This window comes from Streptococcus sp. FDAARGOS_520 (assembly GCF_003812685.1).
GTDB classification, from domain to species: domain Bacteria; phylum Bacillota; class Bacilli; order Lactobacillales; family Streptococcaceae; genus Streptococcus; species Streptococcus agalactiae.
In genome coordinates, this window is the sequence record NZ_CP033810.1 from 238,850 (window position 1) to 256,401 (window position 17,552).

General features: G+C 34.1%; 19 protein-coding genes. 1 reads left to right on the top strand and 18 read right to left on the bottom strand.

What is annotated here, in order from left to right; translation table 11 throughout:
* Position 1: 1 nt before the first annotated feature.
* The 14 genes from EGX96_RS01185 to dnaG all read right to left on the bottom strand — a co-directional run bounded on the left by EGX96_RS01185 (position 2) and on the right by dnaG (position 13,854).
* A complete protein-coding gene (locus tag EGX96_RS01185; RefSeq protein WP_000241104.1) occupies positions 2 to 949 on the bottom strand; it encodes a glycosyltransferase in 948 nt (315 codons plus the stop codon).
* Between the two features lie 8 nt (positions 950 to 957).
* Positions 958 to 1,893, bottom strand: coding sequence for a glycosyltransferase family 2 protein (locus EGX96_RS01190; protein WP_000241096.1), 936 nt, complete (start codon positions 1,891 to 1,893; stop codon positions 958 to 960).
* Between the two features lies 1 nt (position 1,894).
* Positions 1,895 to 2,953, bottom strand: a complete 1,059-nt coding sequence (locus EGX96_RS01195) for an NAD-dependent epimerase/dehydratase family protein (RefSeq protein WP_000972791.1) — start codon at positions 2,951 to 2,953, stop codon at positions 1,895 to 1,897.
* On the bottom strand, positions 2,953 to 3,675 hold the full coding sequence (locus EGX96_RS01200; protein ID WP_000981011.1) for an IspD/TarI family cytidylyltransferase: 723 nt from the start codon (positions 3,673 to 3,675) through the stop codon (positions 2,953 to 2,955). Before EGX96_RS01200 ends, EGX96_RS01195 begins: the two co-directional genes overlap by 1 nt.
* Positions 3,675 to 4,499: a LicD family protein gene (locus tag EGX96_RS01205; protein ID WP_000661823.1), complete on the bottom strand. Its 825-nt coding sequence runs from the start codon at positions 4,497 to 4,499 to the stop codon at positions 3,675 to 3,677. The genes EGX96_RS01200 and EGX96_RS01205 overlap by 1 nt, the downstream gene beginning before the upstream one ends.
* A gap of 24 nt (positions 4,500 to 4,523) precedes the next feature.
* Entirely contained in the window at positions 4,524 to 6,257 is a 1,734-nt protein-coding gene (locus tag EGX96_RS01210) for a SpaA isopeptide-forming pilin-related protein (protein WP_000037459.1), read from the bottom strand.
* Positions 6,250 to 6,603: a DUF2304 domain-containing protein gene (locus EGX96_RS01215; RefSeq protein WP_000050394.1), complete on the bottom strand. Its 354-nt coding sequence runs from the start codon at positions 6,601 to 6,603 to the stop codon at positions 6,250 to 6,252. Before EGX96_RS01215 ends, EGX96_RS01210 begins: the two co-directional genes overlap by 8 nt.
* On the bottom strand, positions 6,600 to 7,331 hold the full coding sequence (locus EGX96_RS01220; protein WP_000976127.1) for a glycosyltransferase family 2 protein: 732 nt from the start codon (positions 7,329 to 7,331) through the stop codon (positions 6,600 to 6,602). Before EGX96_RS01220 ends, EGX96_RS01215 begins: the two co-directional genes overlap by 4 nt.
* A 1-nt stretch (position 7,332) precedes the next feature.
* Positions 7,333 to 8,274 carry a glycosyltransferase family 2 protein gene (locus EGX96_RS01225; protein WP_000867340.1) on the bottom strand — a complete coding sequence of 314 codons (942 nt, stop codon included), beginning with the start codon at positions 8,272 to 8,274 and terminating at the stop codon, positions 7,333 to 7,335.
* Entirely contained in the window at positions 8,264 to 9,418 is a 1,155-nt protein-coding gene (gene cps2T, locus EGX96_RS01230) for a beta 1-4 rhamnosyltransferase Cps2T (RefSeq protein WP_001154382.1), read from the bottom strand. Before cps2T ends, EGX96_RS01225 begins: the two co-directional genes overlap by 11 nt.
* Positions 9,419 to 9,534: 116 nt before the next feature.
* The gene (gene rfbD / locus EGX96_RS01235) at positions 9,535 to 10,389 is read right to left on the bottom strand and encodes a dTDP-4-dehydrorhamnose reductase (RefSeq protein ID WP_000600896.1); all 855 of its coding nucleotides are present in this window, start codon (positions 10,387 to 10,389) and stop codon (positions 9,535 to 9,537) included.
* Between the two features lie 89 nt (positions 10,390 to 10,478).
* On the bottom strand, positions 10,479 to 10,820 hold the full coding sequence (locus EGX96_RS01240) for a metal-sulfur cluster assembly factor (RefSeq protein ID WP_000005640.1): 342 nt from the start codon (positions 10,818 to 10,820) through the stop codon (positions 10,479 to 10,481).
* A gap of 108 nt (positions 10,821 to 10,928) precedes the next feature.
* A complete protein-coding gene (gene rpoD / locus EGX96_RS01245; protein WP_000818341.1) occupies positions 10,929 to 12,038 on the bottom strand; it encodes an RNA polymerase sigma factor RpoD in 1,110 nt (369 codons plus the stop codon).
* 7 nt (positions 12,039 to 12,045) lie between these two features.
* On the bottom strand, positions 12,046 to 13,854 hold the full coding sequence (gene dnaG, locus EGX96_RS01250; protein ID WP_000540259.1) for a DNA primase: 1,809 nt from the start codon (positions 13,852 to 13,854) through the stop codon (positions 12,046 to 12,048).
* Positions 13,855 to 14,043: 189 nt separating this feature from the next.
* Between dnaG and mscL the strand changes: the two genes are divergently transcribed.
* On the top strand, positions 14,044 to 14,421 hold the full coding sequence (gene mscL / locus EGX96_RS01255) for a large conductance mechanosensitive channel protein MscL (RefSeq protein ID WP_000588846.1): 378 nt from the start codon (positions 14,044 to 14,046) through the stop codon (positions 14,419 to 14,421).
* Between the two features lie 96 nt (positions 14,422 to 14,517).
* On the opposite strand, the gene rpsU is transcribed toward mscL, so the two are convergent.
* The 4 genes from rpsU to EGX96_RS01275 form a co-directional block, all read right to left on the bottom strand.
* Positions 14,518 to 14,694, bottom strand: coding sequence for a 30S ribosomal protein S21 (gene rpsU / locus EGX96_RS01260; RefSeq protein WP_000048058.1), 177 nt, complete (start codon positions 14,692 to 14,694; stop codon positions 14,518 to 14,520).
* 103 nt (positions 14,695 to 14,797) lie between these two features.
* Positions 14,798 to 15,301 (bottom strand): YkgJ family cysteine cluster protein, encoded by a 504-nt coding sequence (locus EGX96_RS01265; protein ID WP_000249815.1) that lies wholly within the window; start codon positions 15,299 to 15,301, stop codon positions 14,798 to 14,800.
* Positions 15,302 to 15,383: 82 nt separating this feature from the next.
* Complete coding sequence (locus EGX96_RS01270) at positions 15,384 to 16,190, bottom strand: transporter substrate-binding domain-containing protein (RefSeq protein ID WP_000037656.1); 807 nt, start codon at positions 16,188 to 16,190, stop codon at positions 15,384 to 15,386.
* Between the two features lie 324 nt (positions 16,191 to 16,514).
* Positions 16,515 to 17,534: an ammonium transporter gene (locus tag EGX96_RS01275; protein ID WP_001866555.1), complete on the bottom strand. Its 1,020-nt coding sequence runs from the start codon at positions 17,532 to 17,534 to the stop codon at positions 16,515 to 16,517.
* Positions 17,535 to 17,552 lie beyond the last annotated feature (18 nt).

The window sequence follows — 17,552 nt, forward strand, 5'->3', positions numbered from 1 at the left end:
ATTAACTCCTTTTTATATCTTTTAATAAAAACACCAAGTCACGAATGCGATTTGAAAAGCTATCATAGAACCGTTTTTTAGTCATCATTTGTTTAAGTATTGCTACAAAATCTTTATTTTGAGCATTTTTATAACGTTGCTGATTAAAATCCAGATAAGCTTTAGCTTCCCTTAATTGACTAGAGCTACTTTTTTCTAAAAATGGTACAAGGATGATATAGTAACTCAAAACAAAATACAGTTCTTGTAAATGCCTTTCGTAACTTGAGCTCATATTCAAGATATTCCCACTTGCATTCTCAGCATGTCGCTTATGTTCACCAACACTTCTGTTTAAATTGTAACCTGAACCAATGACACCAGATACCCCTGCAAAAAGATTATCATGTGACAAAATTAAATTATCACTGTAAAAAGTCATTACTTGATCAACAAACGACTTGCGTAAACAAAAAGTCCAACCTTGACGATAGTTATGATATGAAAAGTCTAATGGATACTTAGAAATTGTTTCCTCACCATTGAACTTAAAATTATTGGGAATAGTAGCCTCTTCTGATAACTTTTTGATATCAATATCGGCGCTAAGAAGGTTTATATCTTGGCGTTCTTCCATAATATCAACTTGCATCTTATTTTTATGATGATACCATGTGTCATCTTGATCACTAAAAAAGACATAGTCAACCTCATAGGCTAACACATCAATAAGTAATTGACGAAAATTTAAACGCCAACCTAAATTTTTATCATTACTAGTTATTGACCAACCATCTAAACGGTGCTCTTTTATATAGTCTTCAACCACCTTTACAGTATCATCAGTAGAGCCATCGTCCCTCATTAAGACATAGTCTGGTCTCAACGTTTGATTTCTAATTGAATCTAGCTGATCGTGGATGAAACCTTGACCATTATATGTTGCCATCAAAACTGCTGTTTTTACCATATTATTCCTTACTTTTTAAACGCAAATAATAAATCTCTCATACGTCCACTATTAGAGTTATAGAGTCGCCAATTTTTAATCACAAAAGCACTATTATGAATTAATGACAATTTAGAAGCTTCCAATCTTTCTTTTTCAAAGGCTAAGCGTTGATTTAAAGCGACATCATTTTGATATTTGTTGACAACCTTCTGCATGGTTTCGTAAAAATCAACAAATGTTTTTAATCCTGTGATATGTTGTGTTTTAGGCGACTTCCAATTCAAAACAAATTTGCTATTACCACTTGCGTTTCCTCCATATCGAATATGAACTCCTACGCTTTCGTTAAGGTTATAACCATTTCCAATAATACTGGCAGTTGTCTCGATAAGATTATCGTGCGAAATATTAGCTCCAAAAGTCCAATTATCAGCGATAGCTTGCGCAAAATCTCTCTTCATAGCAATGGTCCATCCGGGACGGAATGTTTGATAATCATATACTTTAGGATACTGACTGATTCTATCACTAGAAGAAAAAGTTAGAAAATGTGGAACACTGGCTTCTGTAGACATCGTTTTGATATCAACGTCTGCACTCAAAACCTCAATTTGAGGTTTATCTGACATAATGGCAAACTGTCGTTCGTTTTTATCAAGATACCAAATATCATCTTGATCACTAAAAAAGACATAGTCAACCTCATAGGCTAACACATCAATAAGTAATTGACGAAAATTTAAACGCCAGCCTAAGTTTTTGTCGTTTTTAACAATTTTCCAGCCTTCTAACTCATGTTTTGCGATATAGTTATTGACGACATTGACTGTTTCATCCGTTGAACAATCATCCCTCAATAATACATAATCTGGTTTTAATGTCTGTTGGCGAATTGAATCAAGTTGTTCAGATATAAATTTTTCGCCATTGTATGTCGCCATTAAAACTGCTGTCTTTACCATATTACTCCTCAAATGCTTGTACTGTTTTTAATATTCCAGATTCAAGAGAAACTTCTCGCTTCCATCCCAACGCTTCTAATTTGGCCATAGTGAGACGTGTTCTCCCCATTTTGCTATAACCTGCACTCATAGTTTTAGGAATATCGAATACTACTGAAATATTTTTATCAGAAAAGAGATCAACTAACTTTTGTGCCAAATCCTTAATCATAATGGGTTGATCTTCATTTGCTACATTGTAAGCTTGACCAACTTCACCATTTAATAAAATAGTAAATAACCCTGATACAGCATCTGCTAAATAACAGAAAGCACGCTCTGCTGTACCACTACTTTTTAAAACGATATCTTTGCCATCAATGACATTCGATAAAAGATCATTCATAATACGACCATCGTTACCAAGCTCCATACCAGGACCAAATGAATGTGCAATACGAGCAATAGTAAAGGGTACCTTATATTGATCATAGTAACTTTGCAGTAGAGTTTCAGCCATACGTTTGCTTTCTGGGTAACAAGCTCTAGTAGCTAAAATATCAAATCCACCATAAGCTTCTTCATCAATCACTTCTTTAATAGATGTTCCATATACTTCACGCGTTGATAAGAACAAGAAGTTTTCAATTGTTTTTTCCTTTGCAAAGTCTAATAAATTCAATGTACCAATTGTATTAGCTTTTATGATGCTAACAGGATTACTCAAAATAGCAGTTGGACTAGCATTGCTTGCTGCATGGATAATGTAATCCACTTTTCCATCATACTCTAGGCGTTCTTCTACATCATAAGGAATTAAGGTGAAATAATCTTTCCCAACTAAATCTGAAAATTTATCACGGGCTTTTTCAATGTTTCTAGCTGTCGCAATAATTTGCGTTTGGTAATTTCTTGTCTCATTGAGATAGGCTAGTAAAAATACCATATAACTCGCTAACATACTATTAGAACCACTTATTAAAACGCCTTTATTAGCAATTCTTTCCCAATTAATATAATTTTGGTTACTAATAAGTGCTAAATCTTCTTGTACAATTTTATTACTAAATTTAATCATCATTACATCCCATAAATTTGTTCATTTTCTCTAGCATCATACAAAGCTTTAAACATATAAAAATCATCTGGTGTTGTTATCTTGATATTTTCATATGGTCCCTCAACAATAGTGAGTTCACGATTGTACATACCCATCAAAGTACTAGAATCAATTGCATCAGTAATCCCTTTGCTAATGGCATCACGTTCAACAGAAAGGATATCTGATAGATAAAAACTTTGTGGCGCTTTAGCAATGAAGGAACGAGTACGATCAACAACTTCAGATATTTTAGAAGAATCATTGACTAGAACAACTGTCTCTTTAGCACGAACTGAAGTTACCGCACTTCCTGTTTCTTTTACTGACTGTATATTAGCATTAATAACTTCTTCATTAATCAATGGACGTACTCCGTCATGAATTAAAACAACGGCATCATCTGTAGCCAGCTGTTCAGCGGCTTCAAGCCCCTTAAAAATTGACATTTGGCCAGTTTCTCCACCTGCAACAACTGCTTTTACTTTCGTAAGGTTGAAACGCTCTACCAGATTATTCATATAATCTAGCCAGTCTGATACACAGACAACTACTACAGCATCAATAGCTTCTGTATTTTGGAAAATATCAATTGTGTGTACAATAATGGGTTTACCATGCACTTCTAGGAATTGCTTTGGTTTACCTTTGGTATTCATGCGACGACCAACACCACCTGCAAAAATAACTCCAATATTCATCATTAACCTTCTTTCCAGTACCAAGTGTAATAACTATGACTTTCTCTCTTACTTTCTGGAGGTAATTCCATATAACTACCCCCATATAATTGATTCAGATAAGCATGCTCATTTTTAATTTTTCGGGTTTTAATGTTTTCAAACATAACATCTTCATACTCAGAAAAAATTTCTCTTGGAAAATATTCTTTCAAGCGATATCTTGAATCGGTATAACCCATGTAAGGAACCTCTTGATTATTATATGTTTCCATCACTTGATCAACAATTTCAGCACGTTTTTTAGCTTGGCCGTGATAAGCGATGAATCGGGGTAGCCCCAAAATTAGCCTTGCATTTGCATAAAGCTTTCGGGAACCGCTAGCAAAATTGGGGTAAGTCGTACACATCAAATTTGCAGCAGCAGAGTGAACTTTTTTAAAGAATCTTTGACGTTCTTCTGCACTCTCTGGTAATCGGTCAAGTGGGAAGATATCAATAAAAATCCCTGTCCAAGGATGAATTCTATCTGTTTTACTTAAGTACATTGACTTTGTGTGATACAGCTTGGCAAATGGCCATAGATTTTTTTCAACAGAATGATGTAGCAATTTAAAATCGCTATTATTAGCATCAGCTAATGCTTTCATCAAACGCTCATACTGGCTTCTTTCTAGCATCAAATCAATATCGTCATCCCATGGAATGAATCCTTTATGTCTCATTGCTCCCAGTAGGCTGCCTCCGCCTAAAGAATATTCAATTTTATTATCACGCGCAACTTTATCAATATAAGCTAACATTTCAAGTTGAACTTCTCTTATTTCTGAGACCGTCATTTCTTTCATAATTACCTCTGTCTAACAGTTAACTCACATTCTTTTAAATACAAATCTTATAGCTGTAATATAGAAAATAAATAAAGCTACTGCAAAAAGAATCACTAGGGTCATGGGTTTGAAAGTTTTCTTTGTTTTTTGACCTTTTGGAGTGTTTGCAAGTGCATTGTATTCTTGTTTGTTGTACTGCATGTCCATTATATAACCATTTATATTATAGTTACCAAATTGTGCTTTAGAAACACTATCTTTATTTACTGTAAAATAAAATGGTTTATTGCTTTGTAAGTAGCCTTTTGGAGATTTTGTCTGTATTAAGAAATACTTATATTTATTAGACAAACCTCGTAATTTAAATAATGATTGGTTACTTTTCACTTGTTTTTTATAGTTATAAGCCCATAACCTAGGATTCAAGTCTATGTCATTTGAATAGCCATCAATACCTATAATGTTATTTCCTCTAATATGGTAAGCATTTTGGTTAAGATATTCTTTATTTAAACTCTTAATCGTTTTTTGAGTATTTATCCAAAAGCCATTAGGTTGATATAGAGATACTTTTTTATCTGCATTCAATCTTCCTAAAATATACTCTGAACCTTGTAATAATCTATTTTGATTGTCGTCATACATGGCAAAATTTATACCATAACTGCTCAAACTAGGTGTCTTTATATAGCCTTTAGAATCCTCGACAAAAATCCCTTGATCTTGTTTTTGATTATCAACAGAAATTAGACTCCGTTTAGTCTCTATGACGCCTTTCTTTTCCTGAGCAACAGACAAATTATAATCTCTTTTTGAAGCAACATGTCCTGTAATCTCTAACTCTTTAATATCAGCATTTGTCAAATCAAAGTCTAACTTATCAATAGAGTGAAGTTTATACAGGCTATTTTGTAATAATTCTTTTTGCTCTGTTTCATCACCACTACTATTTAAAACAATTTTATCACCATCGACACTAATACTGCTATCTATTGGATACAAACGTCCCTCTTTACCTTCTTCCGCAATAATAGGCGCTTGAGAAAGTCGGTAATTATAATTAGTACTATCTACTACAAAATTAGGGCTAACTCTGACAGTCAGCTGCTTTGAATAAATTGGAATCCTATAAGTAATACGTTTACCGTATTCAACTCCTATAGTATCTCTTTTTTTGTTATTAACAGTTACTCGAGGATTATCTACTCGGGTATTACCAAGATAAATCGTTTCGTTTTTCTGAATATTTTTCAACACATATTCTTGAGTTTCTGCGCTGTTTTCAAAAGCAGTTAAACCAACTGGAATATTACCAATTGCTTTTCCTTTGTTATTTGTGAACTTATAACGTTTATTTTCTGGATTATATAAAACACTTGGCTCTTCTAAGCCATTCATGTAAATTAAATAATCTTTATTCTTTTCAAGCAGTAACCTTACAATAGCAATAGCATCCTGTCTAGTATTTTTTATACCAGAACCAAATCTATAGTTATTATCCATAAGGACTTTTTTACCACTAACTTGGTACTTCCGCTTGATACTATCAAAAGTATAGTGTGTAAAGTCTTTGCTCTCAAACTCCCCCGTCCTCACTTTATCCAATGCTGTTTGTAAATGAATAGCATTAATCTGAACACTGTATTGCGGGGTATTATTATGATAATAATAAGCTGTAATATCTACTTTTTTATCTGTTTTTACTTTTTTATTATTTTGGCAACCTACTAAAAAAAGCATGAAAAACAGACAAATAAAAATATGTTTTTTACTCATCTAAAGTGCTATCCTCTATCTCTTTTTTCAACAAAGAAACCTCTTGAATCAGGCGTTTAATTTGCTCATCTCTTTTGGTATTGCTACTAGTATCAAATAATTCTAAACAAAACAGAAATAAAATAGCACCAAATAACAAGAAATTCATCGTTAAAGCGAATCCAAGGTGATGAGCGATAAATGAGACCACCCCAGGAAATACACTAATAAAGACTAGAATTAAACCAACTAATAGCCAAGGTAAAGAACGTTTAACAGAAAATGTGTTTTTATTAACCATTCTTATAATCATATAAAGTAGGACAATGGCTAAAATAAACATTTCAATTTGCAATGCTAAACTCATTTATCATCCTCCTTAATAAACCCTGCAATAATAATTGATGTTAAAACATCCGTCATATAAAAAATCGATTTTAGGGAACTTATACTTGAAGTACCTGCCTCACGTTCAAACATATTAGCTGTGACTTCCTTCAAACGATAGCCTTTTTTCAAAATCCGAGCAGTTGATTCAGGCTCTGGGTATTGTACTGGATAATGACACGATAAATAAGCTATTAGCGCCGCGTTGGCTGCCCTATAACCACTTGTTGTATCATAGACTTTGTGTCCCGTCGTTAATTTTATAGCAGCAGATATTAAATTTATGCCAAGACGCCTCATTGCTGTCGATTGAAAATTTTGATGTTTTTTATCAACAAAGCGAGAACCAATAACAAAATCTGCTTCGTCATTTAAGATTGGCATAACAACATCTTCAATGCTTCTAATATCATGTTGACCATCACCATCAAATTGAACGGCAACATCGTAATGATTACGATTAGCGTATAAGTATCCTGTCTGCACACAGCCACCAATACCTAGATTTTGAACAAGGTCAATATGATTTAAACCCAATCTATCTAATAACTCTGGAGTACCATCGGTTGACCCATCGTTAATAACAATATAATCCAGCTCAAAAGGTAGTGAGCGAGACGCCTTAAAATCTACAATAGTCTGGACTGTCTTTGCAATACTACCTTCTTCATTATAAGCAGGTATCACTAGTAAAATTTTTTTCATCATCTTATCTCTTATTGTAATAATTTGTTGCAATCAACCATTTAAACACAACTTGATGCTTAAATTGATTTTTGCTATAACCATATTTCCATAACCACCTTAATCTTGTCATAAAAGGCTGTTTGTCAATTTTTATAAAACATTTAATGAGCTCAAGATCATTAGCTGTCATAATATCACCATACTTATCAACAATTAAGGAAGCTTGCTTTTGTGAGTCATGGATAAGTTTCCAATACCTTGTAAATATAGATTTAGGACCTTCACGAAGTATCTTAAATCTCTTATCCATTGTCCTCGCCCCCAAAACATTATTGTCATGTTGACGGTATAGTTGAGTTGGTAAATCCAAATAAATGATTTCTCCTAAACTTGCTGCTAAGAGTGCTAAAAACCAATCATGCATTAAGATATCATTAGGAGTAAACCACTTCTCAGCTAATGCATGATTTATCATCATAGTCCCACCAGTAACAGTATTCTCAGTTAGTTCTGGTAATAATGTCGTATTGGCATGGTGCGATTGAGCCCGAATCATGCTGTCTTGTAAAATATTTAATTCTTGATTAACAACTTTCAAATCAGTATAAACAAGTAATGGTACATCAGATGCTTTATGCTTTGCTGCCTCTAAACTTACAGATAACTTTTCTGGCAACCATACATCATCTTGATCACTAAAAAAATAGAAATCTGCAACTTCGTAATTAACTAGCGTAAAAAATGATTTAATAACTCCTAAATTATGGTGCTCATTTTCATTAATGAAACGAATTCGAGAATCTTTAGCAGTAAAGTTTCTAATAATATCACATGTCTTGTCACTTGAACCATCATCTCTGATTAGGAGGTTCCACTCTTTAAAGGTTTGCTTTTGGATACTTTCGATTTGCTGCGCCAGAAACTTCTCTCCATTGTAGGTGGCCATTAAAATATTAACTTTCATTTAAAAACAAATCCTCATATTCTTCAACAATTTTTTTCCAAGTATAGTTTTCTTGAATAATGGCTTTTGCTCGATCACCGTAAGTAGATAAATCCTGTTGTTGATCACTATCGTTAATAAGCTTAGCTAAATCCCCCTCTTTTTTAGCCCAGTAAAAACTTGAGAGACCTGCTACTGATTTGTTGAAATCAACATCTAGAACAAGATTCAAATCAGTATTAGCTAAAGCCTCAAGCAGTCCTGGATTAGTACCGCCAACTTCATGCCCATGAATATAAGCAAAGGCTTGTTGACGAACATAATCCAGCAGATCTTTTTCATAGAGCGTACCTACAAACTTAACTCTTTTATCTTGTTGAAGGTTTGTCTTTAAGGACAACTTTTCAAAGTAGGGGTTATTTTGATGGTTACAGATAATAACTAAATCACGCTTAGTATCTGAAGCCATGAACTCCCTAATAGCCGTTTCATAATTGTTTTCAGGGACAAATCGACCAACGATTAGATAGTAACCCTTAGACTTAATATTCCATTTTTTAAACAACTGTTTGACACGTGGATCATCTGACGATAATTTCCTAGAATTAATCTCTGTACCGTAAGCAATGAACCTTGTCTTCACATTAGAGTAGGTAGATTGAATGTAATTTTCAATACCAATATTATCAGAAATAATTAGGTCTGCATTTTTAGTCATACATTTTTCGGCGTATTTTAAATAACGCTGTGTGGGACGAGACCACTTTGATCGCTTCCACTCTAAACCATCCGGATTAACATACAATAAGCCACCGACTTTATGTATTTTATTGGCAAAATGCCAAATAAAGGCACCAATTGTATTTCCTAAAATATAAAAAATAGGCTCTTTTAAATCATGTGTCTTAACCAAGTCAAGGGCATAATTAATGGCCATAATATCATAAGCAATCACACGTGCTGGCCCTAATTGGGGAGGATTTATAGTAAAACAATCAGCGTCAGCAAAGTTAAAATGAGTATGATGTTCTTTATCACTAAGGCATGCAACATGGTATTTTATGTCGAAACTTTTTTGATGATTAATCAATTCTGAAACAAAAGTTTCAAAACCACCGTAACGAGCTGGCAACCCTCTACTTCCTATAATGAAAACATCTTGCATCATCTTCTCCATTCTAGCTAAACAATCCATACAATTATACCATAAATTAGAAAAGTTAGCTAAAAAGAGCAGTAAGCTAAAAGGATTCTCTAGCCTTACTACTCTTTGTTTTGATCTTATTTTTTAACTTCCTGCTTGTAGAACTCTTTTAAAGCATCTTGCCAAGTAGGAATCACAAATCCTGTTGCTTTCGCTTTTTCCAAACTCATAGTTGAATTTAAAGGACGTTTTGCTTTTGCTGGGAATTGACTAGAATCAACAGGCTTAACCTCCACATCTGTGTCTTTTAAGATTTCAACCGCAAAATCATACCATGTTGTATCTTCTTTAGCATCATTTGATAAATGATAGTAACCAAAATCTTTTTGATTTTCAGCTAAATAAGTCATAAACTCAGCCAAAGTACGTGTCCATGTTGGTCGTCCATGTTGGTCGTTAACAACAGTTAGAGTTTTGTGTGTTTTTGCAAGGTTTTGCATCGTAAAGACAAAGTTTTTACCATAGTTACCAAATACCCACGCTGTGCGAATGGTATAGAATTTTGAAGTATATTTTTCAACTAACTCTTCACCCATACGTTTTGTACGACCGTACTCTGTTTTGGGATCAGGCAGATCATCTACTTCCCATTCTTGCCCCACTGGTTTTTCACCATCAAACACGTAGTCCGTCGAAATGTAAACAAGTGTTGCATCATGTTTAGCAGCAGCCTTAGCGACATTCTCTGTACCAGTGACATTGATTGCAAAGTCTAGCTCTTTTCCTTCATCTTCTGCCGCATCAACAGCTGTGTAAGCTGCACAATGGTAAACTAAAGATGGCTTCACCTCTTCAAAGACTTTGTCCACCATCTCGGCATTTGTAATATCCATTTCAGCTACATCAACAGCAACATACTCTTGAGTTCGTTCGTCTAAAAGGTGACGTAATTCACTACCTAATTGCCCGTTTGCCCCTGTAATTAAAATCATTCCTTGCTCCTTTAAAAATAAGTTTAACTTTTAATTCTTCGTTTATTGTACACTAAAAAAGGGAATATTTCATCCCTTTACTCTTTATCTTATGAACGAATTCCCAAAGCGATACGAGCATAACGACTCATCTTATCAACAGACCAGGCTGGGTACCATACCAATTTCACCTCGGTTTCAGTTACCTCTGGGACTGTTTTCATAACATCATGAATTTGATCTGTCAATAAATCTGCTAACGGGCATCCCATAGTCGTTAAAGTCATATCAATTTCAGTTCGACCGTTATCTTCAAAGCGAATCTCATAAATTAACCCAAGGTTAACAATATCTATTCCCAATTCAGGATCGATAACCATCTCCAAAGCTTCTAGGATACGATCTTTTATTTTTCCAACTTCTTCTTCGCTATATTGCTTTACTTCTGACATTATAATACCTCTCTGAAAATATTAATACCGTCTTTAAGATAACTCCTTTGCAAATCATTTTTATTAGAAACTAAACTTCCTATTCTAAAAACGATTATCGAGAAGCAATCAATCTTCCATGAAATCTTTAAGTTGCTTGCTACGACTAGGATGGCGAAGTTTTCTAAGGGCTTTAGCTTCAATCTGACGAATGCGCTCACGAGTAACATTAAATACTTTACCTACGTCCTCTAACGTACGCATTTTACCATCGTCAAGACCAAAGCGTAAACGAAGAACATTCTCTTCACGGTCAGTAAGAGTATCTAAAACCTCATCTAATTGCTCACGAAGAACAACACGTGTAGTATAATCTACTGGATTTTCAATAACTTCGTCTTCAATGAAATCACCCAAATGGCTATCATCTTCCTCACCGATTGGCGTTTCTAGCGATACCGGCTCTTGAGCAATTTTTAGGATTTCACGTACTTTATCTGGTGTCATATCCATGCGTTCTGCGATTTGCTCAGGAGTTGGATCTTGACCAAGTTCTTGAAGAAGATTACGTTGTTCACGGACCAATTTATTAATCGTTTCAACCATATGAACAGGAATACGAATCGTACGTGCTTGATCTGCAATTGCACGTGTTATAGCTTGACGAATCCACCATGTTGCATAAGTTGAAAATTTGAATCCCTTTGAATAATCAAATTTATCAACAGCTTTCATGAGCCCCATGTTACCCTCTTGAATTAAATCAAGAAATTGCATTCCACGTCCAACATAACGTTTTGCAATTGAGACAACAAGACGAAGGTTTGCTTCAGCTAAACGTTGTTTAGCCATTAAATCTCCCTCAGCAACCGCAACAGCCAATTCTTTTTCTTCTTCATTCGTTAAAAGAGGAACAACACCAATTTCCTTCAAGTACATACGTACTGGGTCATTGACTTTAGCAGAATTACTTCCTATGAGCTCTTCATCAGTCAATTCTTCAGGTTTTGGCCCTTCTACCACATACTTTGTTGAAGGATTGCCTTCTTTATCTGTGATTGAAATGCCACCGTCTGTCAATCGTTCTAACAAATCATCAATTTGATCTGCATCTAAAACAAAAGGAATAACAAGTTTTTCTGTTACCTCATCATCAATTGCAGTACCTTGTTTTTTATGATTGCGAATAAAATCCGCAACTTGAACATTAAAAGTTGTATTTCCTTTTTTCTCTGCCATAGGTTCCTCATTCCATATTTCTTTTTTGAGCAATTAAATTTTCTAATGCAGCCAAGGCTCCTTCTTCATCACCTTGATTACTAGATTGTCTAATTAACTGGCTTTGTTTTCTTAAATCACGTTCTTTCAATAAACGGTCACGTGCCTTTTCGACGGCTTCAATCTCTCCAATAGATACTTCTACAGGTAATTGTTCCTCTAAAATTATATAATAAGTACGATTAACTTTGTCACTTTCTTGTGATAAATCATAAGACGTGATCTCACCACTTTCTTTTAGCAACTCATATAAAACTTGTATTTCTGTTGTATCAAAATAAAAATTATCCCTATTACGGAATTCATTTAACAGGTAGGGATGATTCAATAATCGATGAAACAATTGCATTTCTGTTTTAGTGATAGCTGATAACTTACCTGTCTGTGGTAATTGCACTGTAGCACTTGTTTGTACTGAAGATGAAGCTTGCTGTTGACTTCTATGATGCAATCGTTCGTTATTAACCGATTGTTCTACTTGAAAATAATCAAAATCTGGCAAGAGTTCAGCCACTTTTGTAATATATGAATTTTGTGCTGTTATCGATGGAGATTTAGCAATTAATTTCGCTATTTTTTCAACATAAGCAATTTCAGATTGTAAATTATCGGTGTTTTCAGGCTTTAAGTAGTGGATATAAAACTCTGTATTACTGATGCGCCCATTTTCTAAGAGTTGTTTAAAATCTTCTGCTGAATTTGCTTGTAGAAATTCATCAGGGTCCATTTTATTAGGTATCCTAACGATATCAACAGTCATATCTGATAGCAGTTCTAAAGACTTGTCAATTGCGTTTTGACCAGCTCTATCACCATCATAAGTCAGAACAACTTTCTTAGTAAATCTTTTAAGGTGTCTAACATGTTCATTGGTTAAAGCGGTCCCCATAGAAGCAACAACATTCTCAATTCCTGCACGATAAGCTGCAATAACATCCATAAAGCCTTCCATTAGGTAAACTTCGTGTGCTTTATTAATTACAGCACGCGCTTTATCTAAATGGTAAAGCTCGTAAGACTTATTAAAAATAGGGGTGGCACGAGAATTTTTATATTTAGCTTGTTTTCTATCAATGTCCTCTTGAGTCCAAACTCGTCCTGAAAACGCAATGACTTCACCAATATCATTAGTTAACGGAAACATAATTCTATTATTAAATGAATCGTAAAACTGATTGCTATTTTCTGAATAATTGAACAAACCAGAAGACATCAAAGTTTTTTCATCAAACTCTTTTGCCAGACGACGATATAGAAAATCCTGCCCTCCCGGCGATAATCCTATTTGAAAATGTTTAATTAAGTCCTCTGTCACTCCGCGCTCGGCAAGGTATTGTCTAGCGCGTTCACCATCATTAGTTGTCATTAAATAGGCATGGTAAAATCCCGAAGCAACTCTATGAATATCTAAAAGCGACTGATTAGCTTTAGGTTTTTTAGGAACTTGCCCCTTAAAATTAGTATCTAGAGGTATTCCTGAACGTTCAGCTAGAACTTGTACACTATCTAAAAAACTAATATGTTGGTAATCTTCCACAAATTTAAAGACATCACCAGAGCGACCACAACCAAAACAATGAAAAAACTGCCTATCTTCGATAACATTAAAAGATGGCGTTTTTTCTTTATGAAATGGGCATAAACCAAGATGATTGCGTCCTGTTTTTGTCAAACCGACAACTTCACCGATGACATCAACAATGTTAACACTGTTCTTGATTTCAGAAATTTTTTCTTTATCAATTGCCAAGTCATGACCTCCACAGAAATAACCCATTATAGTTTTACATTTGATTATATCATTTTTTCTTTTCTGTGTAAATTTTTTCAAAAGCTTTTTCAAGGATTTCTTCTTCACTGATTTAATATAAAAATTTACAGATAATTTGAAACCTATTACTTGGATTTCTCAAAAGAAATCTGCTATAATGAACGTGAATTAAATAATATTAAGGAGCTTGTTCACATGATTAAAGAACTAAAAGAATTTTTATTTAAGGGTAATGTTTTAGACCTTGCTGTTGCTGTTATTTTAGGTGCAGCTTTTAATGCTATCATCACTTCACTTGTTAAAGACGTTATTACACCGCTTATCCTTAATCCTGTATTAAAAGCTGCTGGCGTTTCAAATATCGCACAGCTTTCATGGAATGGTGTTGCTTACGGTAATTTCTTAAGTGCAGTTATTAATTTCTTAATCGTTGGTACTACTTTATTCTTCATCGTTAAAGCTGCTAACAAGGTTATGGCTAAGAAACCTGCTGAAGAAGAAATTATTGAAGTTGTTGAACCAACACAAGAGCAATTACTTGCTGAAATCCGCGACTTACTCGCTAACAAATAATAAAAGACTCGGATTACCGAGTTTTTTTATTAACTTATAGTTATAATATATGAAAAAACAGCTCAATTCTGAACTGTTTTTTCATATTCTATCTAATTAGAATTTTTTACGTTTGCGAGCTGCTTCTGATTTACGTTTACGTTTTACAGAAGGTTTTTCGTAGAATTCACGTTTACGTGATTCTTGAAGAGTACCAGCTTTAGTCACAGAACGTTTGAAACGACGAAGTGCATCGTCAAGTGATTCGTTTTTACGTACTACTGTTTTTGACATATGTTTCACCTCCTCAAGATATTGTAACATTTTCACGTTCACTTACTAGGATACCCAAATAAAAGCAGATTGTCAATATTTTTATGATACTTTCTCTGGGTTATTATTTCCCTATACGTGATTTCAATTTTTCCACAAAAAGGTATGCCGCTGGACAAGTAAGAGTATTTTTTATCGTTAAGTTATTAATTTGATAGATTTTCTTACGATCAGTATGTGGAAATTCACGACAAGCTTTAGGTCTGACATCGTATATACTACATAAGTTATCATCGCCTAAAAACGGACAAGGCATCGCTTTAAATACTTTATCTCCATCTTCATCTACTTCTAAAAATAAATCTTCAAAAGCCGATAACTTCATCCGGAAATGTTTAGAAATCCTAGAAATATCAGCTTCTGTAAATAGAGGACCCAAAGTTTTACAACAATTAGCACATGCTGTACAATCAATTTCTTGAAAAACCTCTTGATGTATCTGTTGGACTATTTTATCTAAGTTTTTAGGAGCTTTCTTTTTTAAACTTGCTAAAAATTTACGATGCTCGCCTTGTTTTTGGAGCGCCAAATCTTTATATTTTTCAATATTAATTGAACCCTGAACCATATATTCCTCTGCCTTTATGCTATTATTCTTAGTCAAGCCATATTATAACATCCAAAAAAGCCTATGACTAGGCTTTTTAATATTATTCAACTTGATTGCCAGTTAATTTAGCCGCATCTGAAATATAAACTTTATATTTATCTTCTTTTTCAAGTCTCTTTATCACTTTGTTAACAGTCTTCAACATTTTTCCACTGTCTTTAGGTAAAGCTACAGCCTTAGCATCCCCTTCTCCTGTTTTAAGGGCAAACTTAGCAAGAACAAGGTCTGGATTCTGGGCCAAGTAACCTTCAGCTACGGGTTTTTCTAAATCAACAGCTTCTACCTTGCCTGATTTTAACTCACTAATCGCTTCTCCCATCGCTGTCAGTGACACGACGTGAGAATTTTTGAATGATTTCTTAGAAACTCCCTCTTCGATACTTCCTTTTTGTACTGCTATTTTTTTACCTTTAAGGCTTTCGATTGAAGTATATTTTCCTAAATCAGACTTCCTAACAAGAACCGCATTTTCTGTAGTGTAATAAGGTTTTGAAAAATCATAGACTTTAGCACGCTCTTTAGTATATGATAATCCAGAAATAGCCATATCAGCCTTACCTGTTTGTAAACTTGATAAAACATTGTCAAAACTCATAGGAGATACCTCTAGTTTGACATGAAGCTCATCAGCAATAGCTTGAGCTAACTCAATATCTGCGCCGACAACTTTATCTTTCCCATTAACAAGCGCTTTAAACTCAAAGGGAGCATAATCTGGACTCACCGCTAAAACTAACTTCCCTTTTTTCTCAACTTTATCTTGTAGCTGTTTGTCTGATGAACCACACGCCACCAAAGTAACGACAGATAAAAGAGATAAAATTCCTAATATTATTTTTTTTGACATAAACTATCTTCCTTTTATTATGATAGGAACAAGTATAAATCATCTTTATACATAAGTCAAGTTTTTTTGAATAAAAATTCAGTAAATTACACCGATAACTATGCTTGCTGTTAGACGATTTTTAATAACAACTATAACTAATTAAAACAATCACCTTTTAAAAGTATTCCAATTCTTAAAAAATGCTAACTATCATTAATAATCAACTAACTTTCAGAACCTTGTACAGTTGCTGTCTAGTAAGAAAATGATAATAATTCGATTTAGTCACTCTCCTTGCTAAAATAATAAATAAGGTTGAGATGTACATCTCAACCTTATTTATTATTTTCTAAAAATCGCTTTAGATATGATATAGGTCATTATAATTGACAAAAGAATTGTGGTAGCTAATGCTAACAGTTGAACTGGCATATGTGATAATTTAAAGAGACCAACTCCTAAACTTCCCAACAATCCCCCAATACCATTCATTCCAAAGGAGGAAACGACATCATCAATGGCAAAAGCTTTCGCAACGTAATCCGTTACAAAGTAGGTGAAGAGGGATGCAAAGAATGTTACAGCTAATAATTGCCAAGTTAAGAGATACCCAACTCCTGCTGTACTCGTCACAAGACCAACAATAATGCCATTCAATAAGCTTCCTGTTTTCTCTTCCTCACCATTCCACTTAGCAGCCAATGTCCACGCCAAACCACCACCTATAATAGCAAATATAGTATTTAAAAGTATCATAATGGCTTGTGAATTCCACTCACCAACTGGACCCATATTAAATCCAAACCAACCAAATGTAATAAGTATCATTCCTAAAAAGAGACTATCATTTTTAACCTTATTGTGCTGATGTTCACTCTTGCCAATAACATGAGCTAAAATATACGAAGAAAGCCCTGCAGATAAATGAACGATCATTCCGCCTGAAAAATCAAGTACTCCCATCTTTGCAAAAACACCCTCTGAATTCCAAATTAAATAAGCTAAGGGCGTATACACCAAGAAAAGCCAAGAAACAACAGCTAATAAAAGTCGCTTCGTCTGAACTCTATCAATAATTGACCCAATAAGCATTACTACTGCGTAAAGGGCGAAACAAAGTTGAAATAAACAATTTACAATTTGTTTACCATCTGCTTCTTGGAATTGAAAGACAGTTTTAAAATGACCTTCAAATGCTAAAAAATAGGCACCCATGAACCAAGCTGTTGTCGTTAGCAAAACAGTAAGTACAAACTGATAAATAATCCTTGAAGTCAATGATTGATGTAGCGACCCAAAGTAATAGAATGCAACCCCAAAAATCATGAGCCACATCGATAAAATACATAATAGTAAAAACACAAATAGTCCTTTCTTTAC

Bases quoted from the DNA above. Each gene is read 5' to 3' on its own strand.
- EGX96_RS01185 (WP_000241104.1), bottom strand. From the start codon at position 949: ATGGTAAAAACAGCAGTTTTGATGGCAACATATAATGGTCAAGGTTTC.
- EGX96_RS01190 (WP_000241096.1), bottom strand. From the start codon at position 1,893: ATGGTAAAGACAGCAGTTTTAATGGCGACATACAATGGCGAAAAATTT.
- EGX96_RS01195 (WP_000972791.1), bottom strand. From the start codon at position 2,953: ATGATGATTAAATTTAGTAATAAAATTGTACAAGAAGATTTAGCACTT.
- EGX96_RS01200 (WP_000981011.1), bottom strand. From the start codon at position 3,675: ATGATGAATATTGGAGTTATTTTTGCAGGTGGTGTTGGTCGTCGCATG.
- EGX96_RS01205 (WP_000661823.1), bottom strand. From the start codon at position 4,499: ATGAAAGAAATGACGGTCTCAGAAATAAGAGAAGTTCAACTTGAAATG.
- EGX96_RS01210 (WP_000037459.1), bottom strand. From the start codon at position 6,257: ATGAGTAAAAAACATATTTTTATTTGTCTGTTTTTCATGCTTTTTTTA.
- EGX96_RS01215 (WP_000050394.1), bottom strand. From the start codon at position 6,603: ATGAGTTTAGCATTGCAAATTGAAATGTTTATTTTAGCCATTGTCCTA.
- EGX96_RS01220 (WP_000976127.1), bottom strand. From the start codon at position 7,331: ATGATGAAAAAAATTTTACTAGTGATACCTGCTTATAATGAAGAAGGT.
- EGX96_RS01225 (WP_000867340.1), bottom strand. From the start codon at position 8,274: ATGAAAGTTAATATTTTAATGGCCACCTACAATGGAGAGAAGTTTCTG.
- cps2T (WP_001154382.1), bottom strand. From the start codon at position 9,418: ATGCAAGATGTTTTCATTATAGGAAGTAGAGGGTTGCCAGCTCGTTAC.
- rfbD (WP_000600896.1), bottom strand. From the start codon at position 10,389: ATGATTTTAATTACAGGGGCAAACGGGCAATTAGGTAGTGAATTACGT.
- EGX96_RS01240 (WP_000005640.1), bottom strand. From the start codon at position 10,820: ATGTCAGAAGTAAAGCAATATAGCGAAGAAGAAGTTGGAAAAATAAAA.
- rpoD (WP_000818341.1), bottom strand. From the start codon at position 12,038: ATGGCAGAGAAAAAAGGAAATACAACTTTTAATGTTCAAGTTGCGGAT.
- dnaG (WP_000540259.1), bottom strand. From the start codon at position 13,854: ATGGGTTATTTCTGTGGAGGTCATGACTTGGCAATTGATAAAGAAAAA.
- mscL (WP_000588846.1), top strand. From the start codon at position 14,044: ATGATTAAAGAACTAAAAGAATTTTTATTTAAGGGTAATGTTTTAGAC.
- rpsU (WP_000048058.1), bottom strand. From the start codon at position 14,694: ATGTCAAAAACAGTAGTACGTAAAAACGAATCACTTGACGATGCACTT.
- EGX96_RS01265 (WP_000249815.1), bottom strand. From the start codon at position 15,301: ATGGTTCAGGGTTCAATTAATATTGAAAAATATAAAGATTTGGCGCTC.
- EGX96_RS01270 (WP_000037656.1), bottom strand. From the start codon at position 16,190: ATGTCAAAAAAAATAATATTAGGAATTTTATCTCTTTTATCTGTCGTT.